The 19,927-nt window shown below is 71.8% G+C and carries 19 protein-coding genes; 3 read left to right on the top strand and 16 right to left on the bottom strand.

What is annotated here, in order from left to right; translation table 11 throughout:
* Window positions 1-63 precede the first annotated feature (63 nt).
* Both H4696_RS40965 and H4696_RS40960 read right to left on the bottom strand, forming a co-directional pair.
* A complete protein-coding gene (locus H4696_RS40965) occupies window positions 64-819 on the bottom strand; it encodes a hypothetical protein (RefSeq protein ID WP_086858423.1) in 756 nt (251 codons plus the stop codon).
* Window positions 816-1,391 (bottom strand): papain-like cysteine protease family protein, encoded by a 576-nt coding sequence (locus H4696_RS40960; protein WP_086858422.1) that lies wholly within the window; start codon window positions 1,389-1,391, stop codon window positions 816-818. Before H4696_RS40960 ends, H4696_RS40965 begins: the two co-directional genes overlap by 4 nt.
* A 247-nt stretch (window positions 1,392-1,638) precedes the next feature.
* On the opposite strand from H4696_RS40960, the gene H4696_RS40955 reads away from it, so the two are divergent.
* Complete coding sequence (locus H4696_RS40955) at window positions 1,639-2,637, top strand: hypothetical protein (RefSeq protein WP_003085563.1); 999 nt, start codon at window positions 1,639-1,641, stop codon at window positions 2,635-2,637.
* A gap of 7 nt (window positions 2,638-2,644) precedes the next feature.
* Here H4696_RS40955 and H4696_RS40950 read toward each other — a convergent pair whose 3' ends face one another.
* From H4696_RS40950 to ahcY, 5 genes are all read right to left on the bottom strand, one after another.
* Complete coding sequence (locus H4696_RS40950) at window positions 2,645-2,878, bottom strand: DUF2992 family protein (RefSeq protein WP_249026937.1); 234 nt, start codon at window positions 2,876-2,878, stop codon at window positions 2,645-2,647.
* A gap of 158 nt (window positions 2,879-3,036) precedes the next feature.
* The gene (locus tag H4696_RS40945; RefSeq protein WP_086858420.1) at window positions 3,037-3,378 is read right to left on the bottom strand and encodes a VOC family protein; all 342 of its coding nucleotides are present in this window, start codon (window positions 3,376-3,378) and stop codon (window positions 3,037-3,039) included.
* A complete protein-coding gene (locus tag H4696_RS40940; RefSeq protein WP_086858419.1) occupies window positions 3,375-3,824 on the bottom strand; it encodes a PIN domain-containing protein in 450 nt (149 codons plus the stop codon). Before H4696_RS40940 ends, H4696_RS40945 begins: the two co-directional genes overlap by 4 nt.
* Window positions 3,818-4,105: a FitA-like ribbon-helix-helix domain-containing protein gene (locus H4696_RS40935; RefSeq protein ID WP_086858448.1), complete on the bottom strand. Its 288-nt coding sequence runs from the start codon at window positions 4,103-4,105 to the stop codon at window positions 3,818-3,820. Before H4696_RS40935 ends, H4696_RS40940 begins: the two co-directional genes overlap by 7 nt.
* A 110-nt stretch (window positions 4,106-4,215) precedes the next feature.
* The gene (ahcY, locus tag H4696_RS40930) at window positions 4,216-5,688 is read right to left on the bottom strand and encodes an adenosylhomocysteinase (RefSeq protein WP_086858418.1); all 1,473 of its coding nucleotides are present in this window, start codon (window positions 5,686-5,688) and stop codon (window positions 4,216-4,218) included.
* Window positions 5,689-5,780: 92 nt separating this feature from the next.
* On the opposite strand from ahcY, the gene H4696_RS40925 reads away from it, so the two are divergent.
* Entirely contained in the window at window positions 5,781-8,039 is a 2,259-nt protein-coding gene (locus H4696_RS40925) for a hypothetical protein (protein WP_192783118.1), read from the top strand.
* A gap of 63 nt (window positions 8,040-8,102) precedes the next feature.
* Here H4696_RS40925 and H4696_RS40920 read toward each other — a convergent pair whose 3' ends face one another.
* The 4 genes from H4696_RS40920 to H4696_RS40905 all read right to left on the bottom strand — a co-directional run bounded on the left by H4696_RS40920 (window position 8,103) and on the right by H4696_RS40905 (window position 11,903).
* Window positions 8,103-8,804: an LPXTG cell wall anchor domain-containing protein gene (locus H4696_RS40920; RefSeq protein ID WP_086860505.1), complete on the bottom strand. Its 702-nt coding sequence runs from the start codon at window positions 8,802-8,804 to the stop codon at window positions 8,103-8,105.
* Between the two features lie 244 nt (window positions 8,805-9,048).
* Window positions 9,049-10,569, bottom strand: coding sequence for an amino acid permease (locus H4696_RS40915; protein ID WP_086860507.1), 1,521 nt, complete (start codon window positions 10,567-10,569; stop codon window positions 9,049-9,051).
* A gap of 99 nt (window positions 10,570-10,668) precedes the next feature.
* On the bottom strand, window positions 10,669-11,586 hold the full coding sequence (locus H4696_RS40910; protein ID WP_086860509.1) for a cation diffusion facilitator family transporter: 918 nt from the start codon (window positions 11,584-11,586) through the stop codon (window positions 10,669-10,671).
* A 98-nt stretch (window positions 11,587-11,684) separates the two neighbouring features.
* On the bottom strand, window positions 11,685-11,903 hold the full coding sequence (locus tag H4696_RS40905; protein ID WP_086860511.1) for a hypothetical protein: 219 nt from the start codon (window positions 11,901-11,903) through the stop codon (window positions 11,685-11,687).
* 204 nt (window positions 11,904-12,107) lie between these two features.
* Between H4696_RS40905 and H4696_RS40900 the strand changes: the two genes are divergently transcribed.
* The gene (locus H4696_RS40900) at window positions 12,108-15,038 is read left to right on the top strand and encodes an AfsR/SARP family transcriptional regulator (protein ID WP_086860513.1); all 2,931 of its coding nucleotides are present in this window, start codon (window positions 12,108-12,110) and stop codon (window positions 15,036-15,038) included.
* A 358-nt stretch (window positions 15,039-15,396) separates the two neighbouring features.
* Here the strand turns inward: H4696_RS40900 and manA are convergent, their stop codons facing one another.
* The 5 genes from manA to H4696_RS40875 all read right to left on the bottom strand — a co-directional run bounded on the left by manA (window position 15,397) and on the right by H4696_RS40875 (window position 19,854).
* Complete coding sequence (gene manA, locus H4696_RS40895; protein WP_086865625.1) at window positions 15,397-16,626, bottom strand: mannose-6-phosphate isomerase, class I; 1,230 nt, start codon at window positions 16,624-16,626, stop codon at window positions 15,397-15,399.
* Between the two features lie 54 nt (window positions 16,627-16,680).
* On the bottom strand, window positions 16,681-17,775 hold the full coding sequence (locus H4696_RS40890; protein WP_169735244.1) for a hypothetical protein: 1,095 nt from the start codon (window positions 17,773-17,775) through the stop codon (window positions 16,681-16,683).
* Complete coding sequence (locus H4696_RS40885) at window positions 17,759-17,980, bottom strand: Trm112 family protein (RefSeq protein WP_086865627.1); 222 nt, start codon at window positions 17,978-17,980, stop codon at window positions 17,759-17,761. The genes H4696_RS40890 and H4696_RS40885 overlap by 17 nt, the downstream gene beginning before the upstream one ends.
* An 84-nt stretch (window positions 17,981-18,064) precedes the next feature.
* Window positions 18,065-19,420, bottom strand: a complete 1,356-nt coding sequence (locus H4696_RS40880) for a phosphomannomutase/phosphoglucomutase (protein ID WP_086865628.1) — start codon at window positions 19,418-19,420, stop codon at window positions 18,065-18,067.
* An 80-nt stretch (window positions 19,421-19,500) separates the two neighbouring features.
* Window positions 19,501-19,854 (bottom strand): DUF3499 domain-containing protein, encoded by a 354-nt coding sequence (locus H4696_RS40875; protein ID WP_086677666.1) that lies wholly within the window; start codon window positions 19,852-19,854, stop codon window positions 19,501-19,503.
* Between the last annotated feature and the right edge of the window lie 73 nt (window positions 19,855-19,927).

Genomic DNA, 19,927 nt, shown 5'->3' with positions numbered 1-19,927 from the left:
CAGTAGCGGTGGTTGACCGGCGGGCTCGGTGGAAGGGGATCGACGCCGAGCCCGCCGGTTCGTCTATGCGGCGTGCCGCCGCAGGTGGAAGACGTAGCCGGCGCCACTGACCGCGAGCACGCCGACGAGGATCAGCAGCGGCACCCAGCCGGTGTCGTGGCTCGGCGCCGCCGGGCCGCCGTCGCCGCGGGGCATCACCTGGGACGTCGCGTCGTAGCCGCCGGCCTCGCCGTCGCGGGCGTAGGCCGAGCCGGGCAGCTTGTCCGCGTAGCGCGCGCCGACGGTCCGCTGGTAGTCGGCGACGGTGACCGCGGTCCCGCCGGCCAGCGGGGTGAGGCGGCCGTCCCGCACCGCGTACCAGGCGTCGACCTGGGGTTCGTGCAGGAGCTGTGCCCCCGCGGGCAGCTGCCGGGCGTACGCGCCTTCGACGTCGCCCGAAGCGATGTTGCCCACCTGCCAGGCGCCGTCGTCGCCACGCACCGACCAGAGCGTCGCGGTCCGGCCGTCGGAGGCCTGGGCGGGAACGGCGAAGTAGGCGAAGTCACCGGGCGCCGCGCCCGGCTTGCCCGCGACGAAGTCCGCCGACAGCTCGTAGACGGGGTAGGCGTCCTGGGCGACCCGCACCGTGACCGGCCCGTGCGAGTCCGGGGCCTGCGCGAAGAACCGGACCAGCGTGTCCTGGAGGCTCACGGCCGCGGCCCGCGCGGCCACGGCGTCGGCGCTGCTGATGCCGGCGGCCTGGGCCGCGCCTGACACCGGTGCCGTCATCAGCAGCGCCGCGCCGGTCAGCACGGCGAGGACCACCACTCGCCTGCTCATCGGGCGATCCCGGTGAGCGTGTGCGTCCAGGAGAACGACGAATTGTGCGTGTAGAAGCCGTAGGTCGACCAGTTGTAGCGCTTGGCCGGTCCCGGGTCGCCCCAGAACACCCAGTCGCCGCCGGTGTCGTAGCCGTAGACGACGTGCGAATGCCCGCCGCCCGAGCGGAAGCCGACCCGGGTCTCCAGCGGCCGGCCCGCCGCGGTCTGCGCCCGGATCGCCGCGTAGGTGATCGGCCGGTCGAGGTAGCGGCCCGGCGAGCTGAACCCGAGCCGGGCGAAGGCGCGCTGCGGGTCGGCGAGCGTGCCGGTGAGGTTGGCGCAGTCCTGGCCGGACTCGCCGTGCGCCAGCTGGCAGAACCGCGTCTGGCCGACGGTGGCGCCGTGGAAGGCGGCGATGGTGTTGCCCGCACCGGCCCAGCACCACTGGCTCTTCTGCTGAGCCTGCATCACGATCTGGTTGCGGTAGGTCGAAGGCGCTCCGGGCGCGGCTCCGGCGGTGGCCGGCGCGACCAGGCACATCATCAGGCTCAAAACCAGTACGGCGTGAACCTGGCTCGACTTCACCAGCACGGACGGCCTCCTGCTCGAACGTGGGCGAACCAGCGGTGGTCACAACGGTGAACAACGTGGTCACCCCGAGCAAGAACGCCATCCGGAGGAACGGACCGTTCCGGGGCACAGCCGGAACGCGGAACAGTCACCATTACGTGGCCAACCACCCTGAACGGGGGTCGGCCGGGGCACTCTACGCTGCTAACGTGAACGTTCCGCGGTGTTCACGCCCAGCGCACACACTGGTCGGGTGAAGGGACGAGCGGTGGCACAAGACGGGAACCTCCCACTGATCATCGATGGCGCCCGCACGACCCGGGCTTCGGTAGCCGAGCTGCCGAAAGAGCTGACCGAGGCGCTCCGCACCGGCGAGTTCCACCACGCGCTGAGACTGGCGATCGCCTACCGCGGCCTGTCGCTCGCCCGGCTGCGCGCGCACCTCGCACTGCGCGGGGTCCAAATCGGACAGTCCACGCTGAGCTACTGGCAACGCGGGCTCCGCCAGCCCGAGGTGCCGAAAGCACTGCCCGCGGTCCGGGCCCTGGAATCGGTCCTCCAGCTGCCCGCGGACGCCCTCGTGGTGCTGATCGGACCACGACTGGTCCGCCGCGGCCACCAGCCGGCGGCGTCGTTCCACGACCTGCGTTCCGGTGACATGGGCTCGATCGTGGAGGACCTGCTCGCCGAGCTCGGCGCGTACCCGTCGTCGAACCACTACAACGCCGACCTCGAGCTGCTGTCGGTGCACGACACGATCACGTTCGACGCGGAACACCGCCAGGTCAGCCTGCGCACGCGCTTGGTGACGCGGGCGCGGCGGCACGGCCCGGACCGGTACCTGACGGTGTACAACGGCGACCCGGGCTGCCGCATCGACGACGTCGAGCTGATCACGGACGAGGGCTGCCGGGTCGGGCGGATGCGCCGCAACCCGGACGCCGACACGATGGCGACCGAGCTGCTGTTCGACCGCAAGCTCGCCGAGGGCGACATCCACGTGTTCTGCTTCGAGGTCCGCGACGATTCCGGCTCGGCGTCGCCGGGGTACTACCGGATGCTGCGCGATCGCTGTGCGAGCTACCTGGTCCAGCTGCGGTTCGACCGCAACGCCCTGCCGGCCCGGTGCACCCGCCAGGTCCGCGCGCGCGACGACGCCCTGCCGGTCGTGGCGGAGGAACTGGCGTGCGACATGGGCGGCGTGAGCAGCGCGTTCTTCAGTGACGCGGGGCCGGGGCTGGCCGGGGTCGCGGTGGAGTGGAACTAGCACCGCTTCAGTGACCGCGGTGCTTGGCGCGCGACTTCGCTTTGGCGAGGGCGCGGCGACGGGCGGCCTCGGCTGCGGCACGGCGTTTGCGGGCCGCCTTGTTTTCGGTCGCCCGCTCGGTGACGGCGTGCTTCAACGCCCGCTGGGCGGCGGTGCCGATGCCCTCGTCGTCGTAGGTCCGCTTCGCCCGCCGTTCGACGGGAACGGGCGGAGCCTTGCGGGCCTCATCGGCGAGGCGCACGAAGTCGCGCCCTGCCGCGAGCTCGGCGCGGACCGGGCCGTCTTCGTGGGTTTCGTAGACACCGACCCAGAACCGGCCGTCGTGGTACAGCGCTCATCGGGAAACCTCCAGGCGTGACGGATCAGCCTGGCGCCACCGGTTTCCCTTGCGGGACAACGTTACGCGGGTCCGCCGCCGATGCCGAGCTCGTTTCCCTCGGGGTCGCGGTAGATGATCTTGCGGACACCGTTGCCGTAGGTCTCGCGATCCGCGGGCTCGATGCCCCGCGCGGAGATCCCGGCGACGCGCTCGTCGAGGTCCTCGACGAAGAGGGTGTGCATGGCCTGCCCCGCGCGTTCGGGCCGCAGCACGACGTAGACCGACCCGTGCGGGGTGACCTCCCACAGGACTTCGGTGTCGTGCACGACGAACGTCGGCGGGGAGCCGAAAAGCCGCTCGTACCAGGCAAGCGCACCGGCGAAGTCGCGGACGGCGATGCCGGCGAAGAGTTCGACGGTCACAGCACCTCGAATCCGTTGGCCTTCGCGGCGTCGGCTTGCCGCTCGTCGCGGGTGACGAAGGTGACCGGCTCGCCGCCGGTGAGCTCGGCGGTGTCGTGCATCGCGACGGCGATGTGGATCGCGTCGAGCGTGCGCACGGGGTAGTTCTCGGTGACCAGCCGCCGTGCGGCGGGAATGATCCGGTTCGGGTTGAACGGGATGAGCACCAGGTCCCCATCCGGCGAGGCGAGGTGATCGAAGTGCGCCAGCACCGTCTCGGGATCGGGAATCCGGCCGGTCCGCTTGGCGGCCGTCATGGCGCCGGCGAACTCGACGCGGGTGAAGTCACTGCTCACGACCAGGGCATCGCCTTCGATCAGCAACTTGCGGAACTTGTCGTGCTCCGGCTCGTCCGAAAGGTAGGCCGTGACCAGCGCGCTGGTGTCGACGTACAGCACGGTCACCACTCCCCTCGGGTCCAGTCGAGCGCTTCGCTCACAGCCGTGCCCCAGCCTCGGGACAGGTCTTCGATCTCGTCCAGGGTCGGCACGTGGGCCGGCGGTTCCACGTGCACGACCTTGCCTTCGGCGATCAGTCGCCGTTTCCATTCCGCGCGGGTTTCCGTCTTCGCCACAACGCCCCTCAACGCTTCCGTGACCAGGTCGTTCATGCTGCGCCCTTCGGCTTCGGCTCGCGCCTTCAGCCGGGCGTGCAGCTCGTCGTCGATCCTCGTGATCAACTGCTTCACCACCCCATGATAACACGTCACCCAATCGTGCTATCACTGTTCAAAGCGCAAAACAAAGGGCCGCCCCGAACACTTTCGGGGCGGCCCTCACCAGCGAAAACGCGGAAAACTCAGTACCGGTAGTGCTCCGGCTTGAACGGGCCCTCGACATCCACATCGATGTACTCGGCCTGCTCCTTCGTGAGCTTCGTCAGCTCACCGCCCAGCGCGTCGAGGTGGATCTTCGCGACCTTCTCGTCGAGCTTCTTCGGCAGCCGGAACACCTCCTTGTCGTACTCCTCGTGCTTGGTGAACAGCTCGATCTGCGCGATCACCTGGTTGGAGAAGCTGTTCGACATCACGAACGACGGGTGCCCGGTCGCGTTGCCCAGGTTGAGCAGCCGGCCCTCGGACAGCACGATGATCGTGTTGCCGTTCGGGAAGATCCACTCGTCGACCTGCGGCTTGATGTTGATCTTCCGGATGCCCGGGTAACGGGCGAGCCCCGCCATGTCGAGCTCGTTGTCGAAGTGGCCGATGTTGCCCAGGATCGCCTGGTGCTTCATCTTCGCCATGTGCTCGACCAGCACGACGTCCTTGTTGCCGGTCGTCGTGATGACGATGTCGGCCTCGGGGAGCGCGTTCTCCAGCGTGCGGACCTGGTAGCCGTCCATCGCCGCCTGCAGTGCGCAGATCGGGTCGATCTCGGTGACGATCACGCGGGCGCCCTGGCCGCGCAGGGACTCCGCCGCGCCCTTGCCGACGTCGCCGTAGCCGCAGACGACCGCGACCTTGCCGCCGATCAGGACGTCGGTGCCGCGGTTGATGCCGTCGATCAGGGAGTGGCGGATGCCGTAGCGGTTGTCGAACTTCGACTTCGTCACCGCGTCGTTGACGTTGATCGCCGGGAACAGCAGCTCGCCGGCCGCCGCGAGCTGGTAGAGCCGCAGCACTCCGGTCGTGGTCTCCTCGGTGACGCCGCGGACGCCTTCGCCGATCTTCGTCCACTTGTTCGTGTCGGCGGCGACCGAAGCGCGCAGCAGCTCGAGGAACACGCGGAACTCGTCCGAGGTGTTCTCGTCCGGGGTCGGCACGACGCCGGACTTCTCGTACTCGGTGCCCTTGTGCACCAGCATGGTGGCGTCACCGCCGTCGTCGAGGATCATGTTGGGACCCTCGCCGTCCCAGGTGAGCATGCGCTCGGTGCACCACCAGTACTCCTCGAGCGACTCGCCCTTCCACGCGAAGACCGGGACGCCCTTGGGCTCCTCGGGCGTGCCGTGCGGGCCGACGACGATCGCGGCCGCCGCGTGGTCCTGGGTCGAGAAGATGTTGCAGGAGGCCCAGCGCACCTCGGCACCCAGCGCGACCAGCGTCTCGATCAGCACCGCGGTCTGCACGGTCATGTGCAGCGAGCCCGACACGCGGGCCCCGCGCAGCGGGTAGACCTCCGCGTATTCACGCCGCAGCGCCATCAGTCCCGGCATCTCGTGCTCGGCGAGGCGGATCTCCTTGCGGCCGAACTCGGCGGCCTCGAGATCGGCGACGGCGAATTCGATGCCGTTGCGGGTCTCGTGCCGCTTCGCAACGCTTTCGGGGGGCATAGTGGCGATTCCTCCAAGACTCGATGACACCGGAACACTACCGTTGTCCGCTCGACCTTCCCTAGAGCGGTTAGGAGACCCTTACCGTGCCGATGCCCGGCCCGGACACCCGTGTCGTCGAAATCCGCGTCGCCGGCCTCGTGGGTACCAGCGGGGAAACGCTGCTCGACGCGGTCTCGACCGTCGACGTCGCCGGCGACGGGCTGGGCCGGGTGATCCGCCCGGCCGACCGGCTGCGCCGGCCCGCGCCCGGGCCGGTGCTGCCGGCACTGGGCCGGACGATCCCGCGGACCCTCGAAGGCTACCTCTGGCACGGCATGACGTCCGGCGGCGCCGCCAAGGCCACCTGGGCGCTGCTGTTCCCGTTCTCGCTGGCCAACGTCGCCTTCTGGATGCTGCCGCCGGTCCCGCCGGACCGCCGCCTCCCCCGCGTCCTCGGCGGCGTGTGCCGCGGCCTGCTGCGCGTCGGCGCCCTGCTGCTCACCATGCTGCTGATGGGCCAGCTCGCGGCGATCGCGCTCGACCTGTTCGCCACGCAGTGCCTCGCGCCCGGTTCGGGCTGCCTGCCCGTGGTCCCCGACGTGCTCCGCACGGTTCCGGCGCGGATCGCGCTCGGCGTCGTCCCGCTGCTCGTGGTGATCTTCGTGCTGCACCGGATCTCGTCGGCGACGTGGGCGGTGCACGCCGACGGCGACCTCGTCGGCGGCCCGCTGCGGATGCGCGCCGACCCGGATACGCCGGCGCTGCGCTGCCTGCACACCGTCGCGGCGCTGGCGTCGGTCGCGCTGCTGCTGCTGGGCGGTCCGTTCCGCGTGCCGGGCGCCACGTTCGACCTGGTCGTCTGGATCATCACGCTGGCCGTGGTGCTCGCGGTCGTGGTCGCGGCCGCGATCGGCGTCGACACCGGCCGGTTCGCCCGGCCCGGCGTGCTCGCCTTCGCGAGCCTGCTGGTCGTCGTGGCCGCGGTGCGGCTGCGGCCCGGCACCGGCCCGCTGCCGGGCACGAACGGCGTCGTCGAAGGCCTCGGCGCGGCCCTGGTCGCCGTCGTGGTGCTGTTCGCGCTGTTCCTGGTCCCGGCCGCGCTGCTGGCCCGGCCCGGCTGGCGGCACAAGCCGCGCCGGCTGCGGCCGTGGCTGGGCGGCTGGGCGGCCGCGCCGGTGCTCGCGCTGGCCGGGCTGCTCGGCGGCGGGTTCGGCGCCGGTCTCGCCGAAGCACTCCGGCGGCTGTCCGGCGCGGAGCCGCTGCGGGTGCCCGACACGTACTTGCTGGTCACGGTGCTCTGGGGCGCCGGCCTCGCACTGGCCGTCGTGCTCGCCGTGCTGGGCTTCGCGGTCGCCGTCCCGCTGCGCCGGCTGCGGCGGGGCGTCCCGGAGATCGTCGAGCTGATGGAGCACGACGAGCGCCAGGAGGCCCAGGCCGCGGCGGCGTGGGCGCGCTCGGCGTGGGAACGGCGGCACCTGCACCACCTGGCGCTCGCGGTGGCGTCGGCGATGTCCGCGGGCGGTGCGGCGCTGCTGGTGCTGCGCTTCGGGTTCGGGCTGGTCCCCGGCTGGTTCAAGCCGCTGTCCGCGATCGGCGTGGTCGCGCTCGGCGCGCTGGCCGCGGGCCTGCTGCGCGTGGTCTACACGGCCGCGCGGACCCCGCAGCGCAGCCGGCACCTCGGCGCGCTGGCCGACCTCGTCTGCTTCTGGCCGCGGGCGGCGCACCCGACCGTCCCGCCGTGCTACGCGCTGAAGGTCGTCCCGGAGCTGGCCGCGCGGGCCCGCGAGCACCTCGCCGAACCGGGGACGCGGGTGGTGCTCTCCGGCTACAACCTCGGCAGCCTGCTCACGATCATGGCGGCCGCCCGGCTCGCGGCCGACCTGCCGGCGGCGGACCTCGAACGCGTCGGCGTGCTCACCGCCGGCTCCCCGCTGCAGTGGGGTTACCAGCGGGCGTTCCCCGCGCTGCTGCCGCAGGAGGCGCTGGAAGAGCTCTTCGGCGACCTCGACGGCCGGTGGCGCGCGCTCTGCCGCGGCACCGACATCTTCGGCGGCGGCGTAACGACCTGGCGGCACGAGGTGTCCGACCGGTGCCTGTACGGCGTCGGCTTCCAGCCGGACGGCGGCTCGGGGCCACTGAAGGCGAAGGCGGACGAGAACGGCGTCCTCATCCTCGGCGGCGACCACTGGCTGCCGGACCCGCTGCGCGGCCCGACCGGGCGGCACCGCTGGGCGCCGGGGGTGCTCCGGCACCAGGACTACGTGGTCGACGCGGAGTGGGACCACGCCGTCGCGATGGCCGCCGGCCTCGGCAAACCCTCCGGCGGCGAGCAGGGCCTGCTCTTCGGCGACTTCCTCGGAAAGCCGTGAAGGCCTCCTTACCGGCTTTTATGACCGGTAAGGAGGCCTTCACGGAACTTCGTGCGTCAAGGGTTACTCGGAAGCCTTGCGGCGGAACTTCAGCAGCGCGAGCAGACCGCCACCGGCGACCAGCAGCAGGGCCGCGACCCAGATCAGCCAGCTGTTGTCGAAACCGGTGTTGGCCAGGCCGCCACCGGTGCCCGACTCGTTGCCCGCCGGGACGGCGGCCGGAGCGGTGGTGCTGGTCGGCGCGACCGTCTCCGAAGACGCCGGGGCGCTCGGCTTCGTGGTCTCGGTGGCCGGGGTGGACGGCTTCGTCGGCGCCGTCGTCTCGGTCGGCGGCGTCGTCTTCGTGGTGCCGCAGACGAACCAGTGGCTGATCGTCGGGATCTGGCGCCCGCCGTTCTTCGGCGAGATCAGGTCCTTCCACGGCAGGTCGCCCAGCTTGCCGGCGTCGTAGACGTTGTAGCCGTCGCCGCCCTTCACCACGACCGCGGTGATGGTGACGCCCTTGGCGATCCCCGTGATCGTCAGGGACTTGTCCTTGTCCGGAACACCGCCGGTGAAGTCGATGACGTCGGTCGGCAGCTCGTCGGACCGGACCAGCGTCTTGCCGGGGAGCTTGGCGTCCGCGCAGGTGGTCGCGTTCTTCGGGACCGGCGTGGCGCGGCCGTCCGACGGGTAGCAAGCCAGCGCGGAGCCGGCGGTGCCGATGAGGGCGGCGGTGGTCAGCGCCATGACTGCAACGGCGCCGCGGAAGGTACGTCTGCGCATAGGGGGAACTCCTGTACCGGCGGGGGAGACAGCACTTCGAAATCTGTGGTCGCGGCACCACTGAGCGTGTAACCACACTGCTGTAATTCACCCGTCAGTGGCACGCGGAGGAACGAAAGGTATCGCACGTCACTGCCCCTCTTACGCGGGGTCCCCCTTTGAGCGCGCTACGCAAGATCGTTTTAACCCGTTTGTGACCTGCCGTTCCGTACGATGCGCCGAAAAAGCCCCGCCGACCTGGGAATCAGGCCGGCTTCACGGGATCGCCGGTCCCGTCGGCCTGCCGCTTGCCGAGCAGCGAATGACGGCGACTGTAGGCGAAGTAGATGACCACGCCCAGGACCATCCAGGCGATGAACCGCAGCCACGTCAGCACGGTCAGATTCAGCATCAGCCACAGGCAGGCGAGGATCGCCAGGATCGGGATGACCGGCATCAGCGGCACCTTGAACGCGCGCGGCAGGTCCGGGCGCGTCCGGCGCAGGATGAGCACGCCCGCCGAGACGAGCACGAAGGCGAACAGCGTGCCGACGTTGACCATTTCCTCGAGCTTGTCCGCGGGGAAGAAGCCGGCCGCGAGCGCGACCAGGCCGCCCACGATCAGCGTCGCGCCCTTCGGCGTCCCGTGCTCGCCGGTCTTCGCCAGCCCGCGCGGCATCAGGCCGTCCCGCGACATCGCGAAGATGATCCGGACCTGGCCCAGCATCAGCACCATGACGACGGTGGTCAGGCCGGCCAGCGCGCCGAAGGAGATGATATTGGCCGCCCAGTCGACGCCGTTGTCGGAGAACGCCGTGGCGAGCGTCTTGTGGCTGCCGTCGCCCGCCTTGGTGGCGAGTTCCTTGTAGTTCGTCATGCCGACGACGACCAGCGACACCGCGACGTAGAGCACCGTGACGATGGCCAGCGAGCCCATGATCCCGCGCGGCACGGCCTTCTGCGGGTTCTTCGTCTCCTCGGCGGTGGTCGCGACGATGTCGAAGCCGATGAACGCGAAGAACACCAGCGACGCGCCGGCGAGCAGGCCGAACACGCCGAACGAGCTGCTCGCGCCGCCCGCGATCAGCGAGAACAGCGACTGGTCGATACCGGTCTGGCCGGAGCCGCCGGTCTCGCCCGGCGGGATGTACGGCGTGTAGTTGGCGCCCTTGATGTAGAAGATGCCGAGGATGATCACGAACAGCACGACGGCGACCTTGATGCCGGTAATCACCATCGACACCCGCGACGACAGCTTCGTGCCGAGCGCCAGCAGCGTCGTCAGGATCGCGACGACGAGCAGCGCACCCCAGTCGACGGTCACGCCGCCGACGACGAACGTCGTCGTGGTGCCCTTGCCGAAGAGGTAGCCGAGCACCGTCTCGAGGTAGACCGACCAGCCCTTGGCCACCGCCGCGGCGCCGACGGCGAGCTCGAGGATCAGGTCCCAGCCGATGATCCACGCCATGAACTCGCCGAAGGTGGCGTAGGAGAACGTGTACGCGCTGCCCGCGACCGGCACCGTCGAAGCGAATTCCGCGTAGCAGAGCGCCGCCAGCGCGCAGGCGATCGCCGCGAACACGAACGCCAGCGACACCGACGGGCCGGCGTAGTCACCGGCGGTGCGCGCGGTCAGCGTGAAGATGCCGGCGCCGATGACGACCGCGACGCCGAACACCGTGAGGTCCCACGCACTGAGGTTCCGCCGGAGCTTGGTGTCCGGCTCGTCGGTGTCCGCAATGGACTGTTCGATCGATTTAGTGCGCCACAATCCCGTTCCGGGCACCGTTGACCTCCTGCGGCTGAGCTGCGTGTATCGCGGTACGTCACCCTAACGGGTCACGTCCGTGACGGCTCGCCGAGCGCCCGGAAGTGGATCTTGAAGCTACTTCGCCAGGCTGCGGTCGAGGTCCGGCTCGAGGTAGATCAGCTTCGCGACCGGCACCTTGGCGCGGACGCGGGCTTCGGCGTCGTCGATGGCCGCGGCCAGCTCGGCGGTGTCGAGCCCGGGCACCATCGCCAGCTTGGCCGCGACGAGCAGCTCGTCCGGCCCCAGGTACTGGGTGCGGATGTGGATGACGCGCTCGACCTTCCCGGCGGCGAGCTCGTCGACGATGACCGCCAGCACCGGGGCGTTGGCGCCTTCGCCGATGAGCAGGCTCTTCATCTCGACGATCAGGATGATCGCGATGACCCCGAGCAGCGCGCCGATGGCGAGGGTGCCGACGCCGTCCCAGACCGGGTCGCCGGTCACGACCGCGAGCCCGACACCGGCGAGCGCGAAGACGAGGCCGAGCAGCGCGCCGGCGTCCTCCAGCAGCACCACAGGCAGCTCGGGTTCCTTGGCCTGCCGGATGAAGCCCCACCAGCTCGCGTCGCCCTTGATCTTCCTCGACTCGCCGATGGCGGTGTAGAAGCTGTAGCCCTCCAGGCAGATCGCGACGAGCAGGATGATCACCGCGACGATCGGCGAGTCGAGGGGCTCCGGGTGGCCGATCTTGTGGATGCCTTCGTAGATCGCGAAGGCGGAGCCCAAGGTGAAGAGCATCAGCGCGACGATGAAGGAGTAGAAGTACCGGTCGCGGCCGTAGCCGAACGGGTGCTCCTCGTCCGCTTCCCGCTTCGACGTCTTCTGCCCGAGCAGCAGCAGGCCCTGGTTCGTGGTGTCGGCGAGCGAGTGCACGGACTCGGCCAGCATCGACGACGACCCGGTGACGAGGAAGCCGGCGAACTTCGCGACCGCGATCCCGGCGTTCGCCCCGAGGGCCGCGATGATCGCCTTGGTTCCGCCTCCAGCTGACACGACCGCTCCCCTGCCGACGTTCCCGAATTGCCGGTTTGGAGCCTAGAGGACCCGCCCCGGCCAGGTCCCCACCGGCCAGGCCTTCACCCGCGGTTCGGTCAGGCGATGGTGGCGATGTCGCCGTCGTCGAAGGAGATCGCCTGGTGCAGCCGTCCCCCCAAAGCCGCGGCGTAGCGGGCGAGCACCTCGAAGCCGGCGAGGCGGTGCCCGTGGACCGTGGCGAGCAGTTCCTGCTTGCCGGCCTCGACCGCTTCCTCGCCACCGGCCCGCTCGACGTGCGCCGCGCGAACGTCCTTCCAGCGCTTGTACTCCGTCATGGTCGGCCTTCCCTGCCTGACGTTCCTTCAGATCCTTCAGGTTCTGGATCTTCGACCCGGCAATGGTGTCGACAAGCGGCCGCCCGAGACCAGGGCCCCTCGGCCGGCGCATCGATCGCCTGGATGACGCGAGCGTGCGCCAGCCGCCGGTTTCTGTCGGACCCCTTCGCTACGGTGGCCGTTCCGGTACTCGGGAGGGCGGACATGGCTCACTTCGGCGTGCTCGGGCCGCTCGCCGTCGAAGGGCCGCCCGGGCACTGGGTCGCGTTGCGGGGCGAGCGGCAGCGCACGCTGCTGGCCGTGCTGCTGGTCAACGCCAACCAGCACGTCCACGTCGACGTGCTGGTCGAAGCGCTGTGGCCGGGCGGGCCGCCGAAGTCCCACACCTCCAACCTGCACACCTACCTGTCGCGGCTGCGCGAGCGGATCGACGGCCTCCGCGTCGAGCACGGGCCGCTCGGCTACCGGCTGCACGTCGAGCCGGACGAGCTCGACCTGCTCGTCTTCCGGTCGGCCGCCGCCGAGGGGAAGCGGGCGGGGGACGCCGTCACCGCCGCGGGGCACTACCGGCGGGCGCTCGCGCAGTGGCGGGGGCCGGTGCTGGCCGGGCTGCACGTGCCGAGGCTCGACGCCGATGTCGCGCGGCTGGAGTCCGAGCGGCTGGCCGTGTTCGAGGACTGCGTCGACGCCGAGCTCACCGCCGGCCGGCACGGGGAGCTGACCGGCGAGCTGCAGGCCATGATCACCGAGCACCCGCTGCGCGAACGGCTCGCCGCGCAGCTGATGATCGCGCTGCACCGCGCCGGGCGGCAGGGCGACGCGCTCGAGGTCTACCGGCGGCTGCGGACCACGTTGATCGAAGAGCTCGGCGTCGAACCCGGCGCGGAGGCCCGCCGGGTGCACGCGGCCGTCCTGCGCGGCGAAGATCCCGTGCCGCGGCTGCCGCCGCCGGTCTGGCCGGTGTGCCAGCTGCCGCCGGACATCGGTGACTTCACCGGGCGCGACGCCGAACTCGGCGAACTGACCGGCGTGCTGGGCGACGACCGGGGCGTGCCAGTCGCCGTCCTCAGCGGCGAACCGGGCGCGGGCAAGAGCACCCTGGCCGTGCGGGCCGCGCACCGGCTGCGGGCGCGGTTCCCGGACGGGCAGCTGTACGTCCCGCTCGCCGGCCGCGACATCGGCGACGTGCTGGCAGACCTGCTGCGCGCGTTGGGCGTACCGGGTCCGGCGGTCCCCGACGACGTCCGGGCGCGCGCGGCGGTGTTCCGCGGCCGGCTCACCGACCGGCGGGTCCTGGTGGTGCTCGACGACGCCGCCGACCCCGGCGACGTCCGCGCGCTGCTGCCGGGGACGCCGGGCTGCGCGGTGCTCGTGACGAGCCGGCGCCGGCTGAGCGGGCTCGCCGGCGCGTACCGGCTGCCGCTCGGGCCGTTGTCCGGCGCCGACGCCGCCGAGCTGCTGAACCGGCTCGCCGGGTCGCGGGTCGCCCGGGAGCGGGCCGACGCCGAGCGGATCATCGCGGCGTGCGCACGGCTGCCGCTGGCCCTGCGGATCGCCGGCAGCCGGCTGGCCATCCGCCCGCACCTGCGGCTCGGCGAGCTGGCCGGGCGCCTCGAAGACGAGGTCCGCCGGCTCGACGAGCTGACGGTCAGCGATCTGGCCGTCCGCAGCAGCATCGCGCTGAGCTACGAAGGCCTCCGCCCACCCGCGCAACGCGCGTTCCGGCTGCTCGGCCGCTGTCGCCTCGCCGACCTCCCGGCCTGGGCGGTGACGACGCTGATCGGCGCCCCGGACGCCGACGAGGCCGTCGAAGAGCTCGTCGAGGCGAGCCTGCTGGAGGCGCGCGGCGCGGACTCGTCCGGTGAGGGCCGCTACCGGATGCACGACCTTGTCCGGTTGTACGCCGCCGAGCTCGCCGAAGACACCGGCGGCCTCCGGACGGTGCTGTCGGCGACGCTCGCCCTCGCCGACGCGGCGGCGGCGCGCTTGCCACGCACGGTGCCGATGCCACCGCCGGCCGGCTCGCCGCTGCCCCAGCCGTTGCCCGGCGAACTGGTGGCGCGGCTGCTGGCCCGCCCGGACGACTGGTTCGCCGCCGAGCGCGCGAACCTCGTCCTGCTGATCGGCTGGCTGCCGGCGTCGGAAGCGTTGCGGCTGCTGGACAAGCTGAGCGTGTACTTGTACCTGCACGGCCAATACGCGGAGATGCGCGCGGCGTACGAAACGGTGCTGGCCAAGGCGGACGACCCGGCGGTCACCCTGCTCGCCGAGGCGAATCTCGCGCTGCTGCGCCACGAACGCGGTCAGTACGAGGAGGCCGCGGCCGCGTACCGCCAGTGCGCGAAGGAGCTGGAAGCGCGTGGCGACCACCGCACCCATGCCTGGGTGACGGCCGGCCTCGCCCACTGCCTGATCGGTCTGGGCCAGGCCGAAGAAGCCCTGGAGACCGCGGCCCACGCCCGCGAACTGTTCACAATGGACGGTCAGCCGGAGCCGATCCGCGTGCGCGCGGCGGAGTCGGCGGCCCTCCTGCGGCTCGGCCGGGTGACGGAAGCACGCGACGTCGACCGCGCGGCCCTGACCGCGGCCCGCGAAACCGGCGACACCCGCCAGATCGCCATCGCCCTGCACGGCTTCGCATGGTCATCCCTCCTGACCGGCGACGACCACCGGGCGGCCGCGGCGATCGCGGAGTCGGTGGATCACCTCCGCCCGACACCGGCACGCTCGGAGCTGGCGAAGTCGCTACGCACCCTCGGCGCGATCTCCGCCGCGACGGGCGACCGCGACCGCGCGCTGGCGGCGTTCGGGGAAGCACGCGAGCTGGCGCGTGAACTGGATGAGCGGCCCCGGGAGCTGTCCTGCACCCGAGCACTGGCCGCGGGCTGGATCGGCGAAGGCCGTGCGGCGCAGGCGATCCCGGTCCTGCGGCAGTGCTTGACGGAGTTCCGCGAGATGGGCGGGCGGTCCGCCACGGGGCTGACGTGGCTCGTGCTGGGCCGGGCTTGCGAAGCGGTGGGCGACTCGGAGGGCGCGGCTTCGGCGGCGGCTGAGGCCGCGCGGTACACCGACCCACGCGACGCCAGCGCTGCGGCGCTGAGACGGGCATTGCTGGCGCTGACCGAGCGGGTTTGAGCAAGCGCGGCCCGCTCGCCAGCGCTCGCTCCCCGGCAACACCACCGAACCCCCGCCCGGCCAGCGCTCGCCCCCCGGCAGCGCCGACCCCACCCCCTCAAGGGGCAGCGCCCCCGAGCCCTCCCCAGCCCGGCTGCGCGTCCCCTATGGCCAGGTGGTGCCGCCCCCTCGCGGCACCACCTCCACGCCCACAGGCGCCGGGCGGGAAACCCGACCGGTGCCACCCCCAGCGGACCGGCAGCGCGCGCCACCGCACCAGGGTCCCCCCGTCGAGGAGATACTCACCCACGCCGCCACACGGAACGCACACAAAACGGCGGAGGCCCCGAAAAAGGCCTCCGCCGAAAAGAAACCGAACTCAGTCTTCGCAGGTCCCCGCCGTCGCACGGAACAGCTGCGCACGCGCCCCGTCCAGCGGGCGCACCCGGACCGGCGGGTCCGCCGCCGGCAGCCACACCGACTGGCCGCGCCGCAGCTCGACCTTCTCGCCGTCGTCCGCCGTCACCAACAAGTCGCCCGCCGTGCACAGCAGGATCTGCGGGCCGACGCTGTCGACCGAAATCTCGTCGTCCTGGCCGGCCGCCCACTCGACGCGCGACAGCTCGAACTCCGGCGCGTCCGTGCGGTACACCGACAGCCGCCCCCCGCTGTCGCCGCACTGCACCGGCATCTCGCCGCACGCGAAGTCGACCACGCGCAGCAGCTCCGGGACGTCCACGTGCTTCGGCGTCAGCCCGCAGCGCAGGATGTTGTCCGAGTTCGCCAGGATCTCCACGGCCGTTCCGTGCAGGTACAGGTGCAGGTTGCCGGCCGGCAGGTAGATCGCCTCGCCCGCGCGCAGCGTCAGCCGGTTCAGCAGCAGCGCCGCCAGCACGCCCGCGTCGCGCGGGTGCGCCTCGCCGAGCTCCAGGATGGTCCGGCACTCGACCGCGAACTCGCCGTGCTCCTGGACGTGCCGGACGCACGCGTCGAGCACCTCCGGCAGCAGCGAGTCCAGCGACGCCTGCGGCAGCGTGATCCACGTCGTGAACAGCGCCCGCAGCCCGTCCGGGTCCGGCTGGGCCTCGATCAGCCCGGTGTACTTCGCCAGCCCCGGCGTCTCGATCGCCTTGAGCAGCTTCACCGTGCGGTCCGGGGCGCGGAAGCCGGCCAGCGCGTGGAACTCCGTCAGCGCGCAGACCAGCTCCGGCTTCGCCGTCGGGTCCGGGTAGTTGCGGTTCGCGGCGTCCCGCGGGATGCCCAGCTGCTCCTCGCGGGCGTGCCCCTCCGCGGCCTGTGCCGCCGACGGGTGCGCCTGCATCGACAGCGGTTCCTCCGCCGCGAGGATCTTCAACAGGAACGGGAGCCGCCCGCCCCACCGCTTCGCGCACTTCTCGCCGAGCTGCGTCACCGGGTCGGCGTCCACCAGCTCCAGCAGGCTTCGCTCGGTGCCGTCCGGGCCGATGACGTGCGACGGGTCGCCCGGGTGGGCACCCATCCACAGCTCGGCCTCGGGGTGCGGCGCGGGGACCGGGCGGCCCAGCAGCTCGGGGATCGCCGTCCGCGATCCCCAGGCGTAGGGCCGCACCGCGTTGCGCAGCAGCTCCACTGTCACCTCAACTCCACTCCTTCGGCACCGGCCGGGGCCGGTGCTCGGCGGGTCTCACGCCGTCGCGGGCGCGTAGCGGCCTGCGCCGCCGATGCTGCCCGCCGCCAGCCCGAGATAGACCGCCGCCAGTTCGAACCGCAGCGCCAGCACCGCGGCCCGCACGATTTCGTCGGCCTCGATCTCCTCGGCCGGGGCGATGACGTCCGCACCCGGCAGCAGGTCCTCGGCCTGGTACCGCGCCGCGTCCGTCGCCGGACCGGTGCGCACCGAGAGCAGCAGCACCCGGGTGGGGATGTCACCAGAGGGATCGTCCGGATCAGCGAAGATGTCACGCTCGGAGCCCCCCGATTGCGCCGCTCGCCGCAATGCGGGCCGCGCCAGGGCCTGACGATAGTCCTCGACGTCGCAGACCATGGCCGCGTGCGCGGCGAACGCGTGCGCCGCGTGCTCGCCGACCGCGACCGCGACCGGGTCCAGCCCCCACAGCAGCGGCACCCGGTCGGCGACCCGCAGCGCGAGCGCCTTCGCCGGATTCGCGAACGACTCTCGGGCCAGGTAGTCCTTCTCGGCTTCCAGGTCGAGCTGGTCGGCCAGCACCTGGACGTCGGAGAGCAGCAGCCCCAGCGCGTTCGCCGTGAGCAGCCCGGCGGCCAGGCCGCGCGGGAACGCCAGCTCCGGCGGCACCGGGACGCGCGGCGCCAGCAGCAGGCCCTTGCCCGCCACCGCGGCCGCCACCGGGCCCTCCGAAGGCCCGGAGAGCACCACCGAAGCGCCGTAGCGGGCAGCCCGCTCCAGCGACGCGGCGAGCTCGCGGTCGCCGGGGTCGTCGGTGTGCGCGAAGACGACGTCGAGCGCGCCGATCCAGCTCGGCACGACCTCGGCGACGACCACCGGCACCGGGCACGACGGCGTCAGCAGGGCGGCCAGCAGCCGCGTGAGCGTGCGGGACACGCCCGGCCGGTCGAGGAGCACGACGGCACGGGGGCGCCCCACGTCGAGCCGCTCGGCCAGGTCCAGCTCGGCGGCCAGCTCGGCGGTCGCCCGCACCTGGGCGCCGGCCATCGCCGCGGCCCGCAGCAGCCCTGCGCTGTCGGCCTCGGCCAGCCGCGCCGGGTCGTCGAGCAGGGTGTCGTCAAGCACTGTCGGCATCGGAGGTTCCGTTGGTACCGGGCTGCGTCGCCTCGTCGAGGAGCAGCACCGGGATCCCGTCGCGCACCGGGTACACCCGGCCGCACTCGGTGCAGGTCAGCGCGTCGGCCTCGGGATCGTCCGGGGCGCCGGGGCGCAACGGGGCGTGATCCGGCGACGGGCACGCCAAGATCTCGAGGAGCTGGGCGTCGAGCGTGATGGCCATGGTTCCTCCATACCACGCGGGGGACTGTGGTGAAGAGCACTTCAGGACACAGTTCGGCCCCTAGGCACCCTACTTAGGGGTGGGTCAGTTGCGGATGATCGCGAGCACTTCGTCCACCAGGCCCTGCACGGCCTCGGCGTTCGCGGCCTCGACGTTCAGGCGGAGCAGCGGTTCGGTGTTCGACGGGCGCAGGTTGAACCAGGCGCCGCCGGGCAGCTGCACGGTGAGGCCGTCCAGCTCGTCGATCTCGACGCCGGAGCGGGCACCGAAGGCGTCCTTGACGGCCATCATCTTGGCGACCTGGTCGTCGACCGTGGAGTTGATCTCACCCGAGGCGGCGTAGCGCGAGTACGCGCTGGTCAGCTCCGAGAGCGGACCGCTCTGCTCGCCGAGCGCGGCGAGGACGTGCAGCGCCGCCAGCATGCCGGTGTCGGCGCGCCAGAAGTCGCGGAAGTAGTAGTGCGCGGAGTGCTCACCGCCGAAGATCGCGCCGGTGCGGGCCATCTCGGCCTTGATGAACGAGTGGCCGACGCGGGTGCGGACCGGCTTGCCGCCGTGCTCGGCGACGATCTCCGGTACGCCCTTCGACGTGATCAGGTTGTGGATGATCGTGCCGCCCGGGTCCTTCGCCAGCTCGCGGACGGCGACCAGCGCGGTGATCGCGCTCGGCGAAACCGGCTCGCCGCGCTCGTCGACGATGAAGCAGCGGTCCGCGTCGCCGTCGAAGGCGACACCGGCGTCCGCGCCGACCTCGCGCACCTTCGCCTGCAGGTCGACGATGTTCTTCGGGTCGAGCGGGTTGGCTTCGTGGTTCGGGAAGGTGCCGTCGAGCTCGAAGTACATCGGGACGATGTCGATCGGTAGCCCGTCGAACACCGTCGGGACGGTGTGCCCGCCCATGCCGTTGCCGGCGTCGACGACGATCTTCAGCGGCCGGCTGCCGGACAGGTCGACGAGGTTGCGCAGGTAGGCGGCGTAGTCGGCGAGGACGTCTCGCTCGGTCACCGAACCGCGCTGGCCTTCGAACCCGGGCACGCCCTGCTCGACGGTGTCGCGGATCTCGGCGAGGCCGGTGTCCTGGCCGACCGGGGACGCGCCCGCGCGGCACAGCTTGATGCCGTTGTACTTGGCCGGATTGTGGCTCGCGGTGAACATCGCGCCCGGCAGGTTCAGCGAGCCCGAGGCGAAGTAGAGCTGGTCGGTGCTGGCCAGGCCGATGCTGACGACGTCGAGGCCCTGCGAGGTGACGCCCTCGGCGAACGCCGCCGCCAGGGCGGGCGAGGAGTCGCGCATGTCGTGGCCGATCACCACCGACGGCGCCTCGGGCTTGATGAGCAGCGCGAACGCGGCGCCGAAGTCGCGAACGAGGTCCGCGTCGAGCTGCTCGCCGACCACGCCGCGAATGTCGTAGGCCTTCACGATGCCCGAAAGGTCTGGCACGCCGTCTCCCCGCGATTAGTCGTCCTGGCGCCCGCTGCGCCGCGCGGAAAGCCTACCGGCGGTGGTCGTGGGTTACGCGCTCAGGCGCGACCGGGGAGGACGCGCAGGTGGCCGCGGCGCCCGGACGGGCCCTCCGGCTCGGGGGCGGGCGCGGGTTTGCCGGGGCGGCCGGCCTCGCGCACGGCTTCGGCCAGCGCGGTCAGCTCGTCGGCCGACGGGTCCGGCGCGGCGAAGGCACCTTCGTGCCGGACGACTTCCCAGCCCTTGGGGACGGTCAGCCGCAGCGCGTGGGCTTCGCAGAGGTCGTAGGAGTGCGGCTCGGAGGCGGTGGCCAGCGGGCCGACGACGGCGGTGGAGTCGCTGTAGGCATACGTCAGCGTGGCCACAGCCGGCTCTAGACAGCCGGTACGCGAACACTTCCGTACGTTCCGCACGATCCGAAACGATAGCGCGTCGCCGCAAGGTAGGAGGAGCGACACGCGCTGGGACGCGCCGACCGCATAGACT

Origin of the sequence: Amycolatopsis lexingtonensis, from assembly GCF_014873755.1 — a bacterium.
In the GTDB taxonomy this organism is placed as follows: Bacteria; Actinomycetota; Actinomycetes; order Mycobacteriales; family Pseudonocardiaceae; genus Amycolatopsis; species Amycolatopsis lexingtonensis.
Note: the sequence above shows the minus strand (reverse complement) of the source record. Positions and strands in the feature narration are given on the sequence as shown.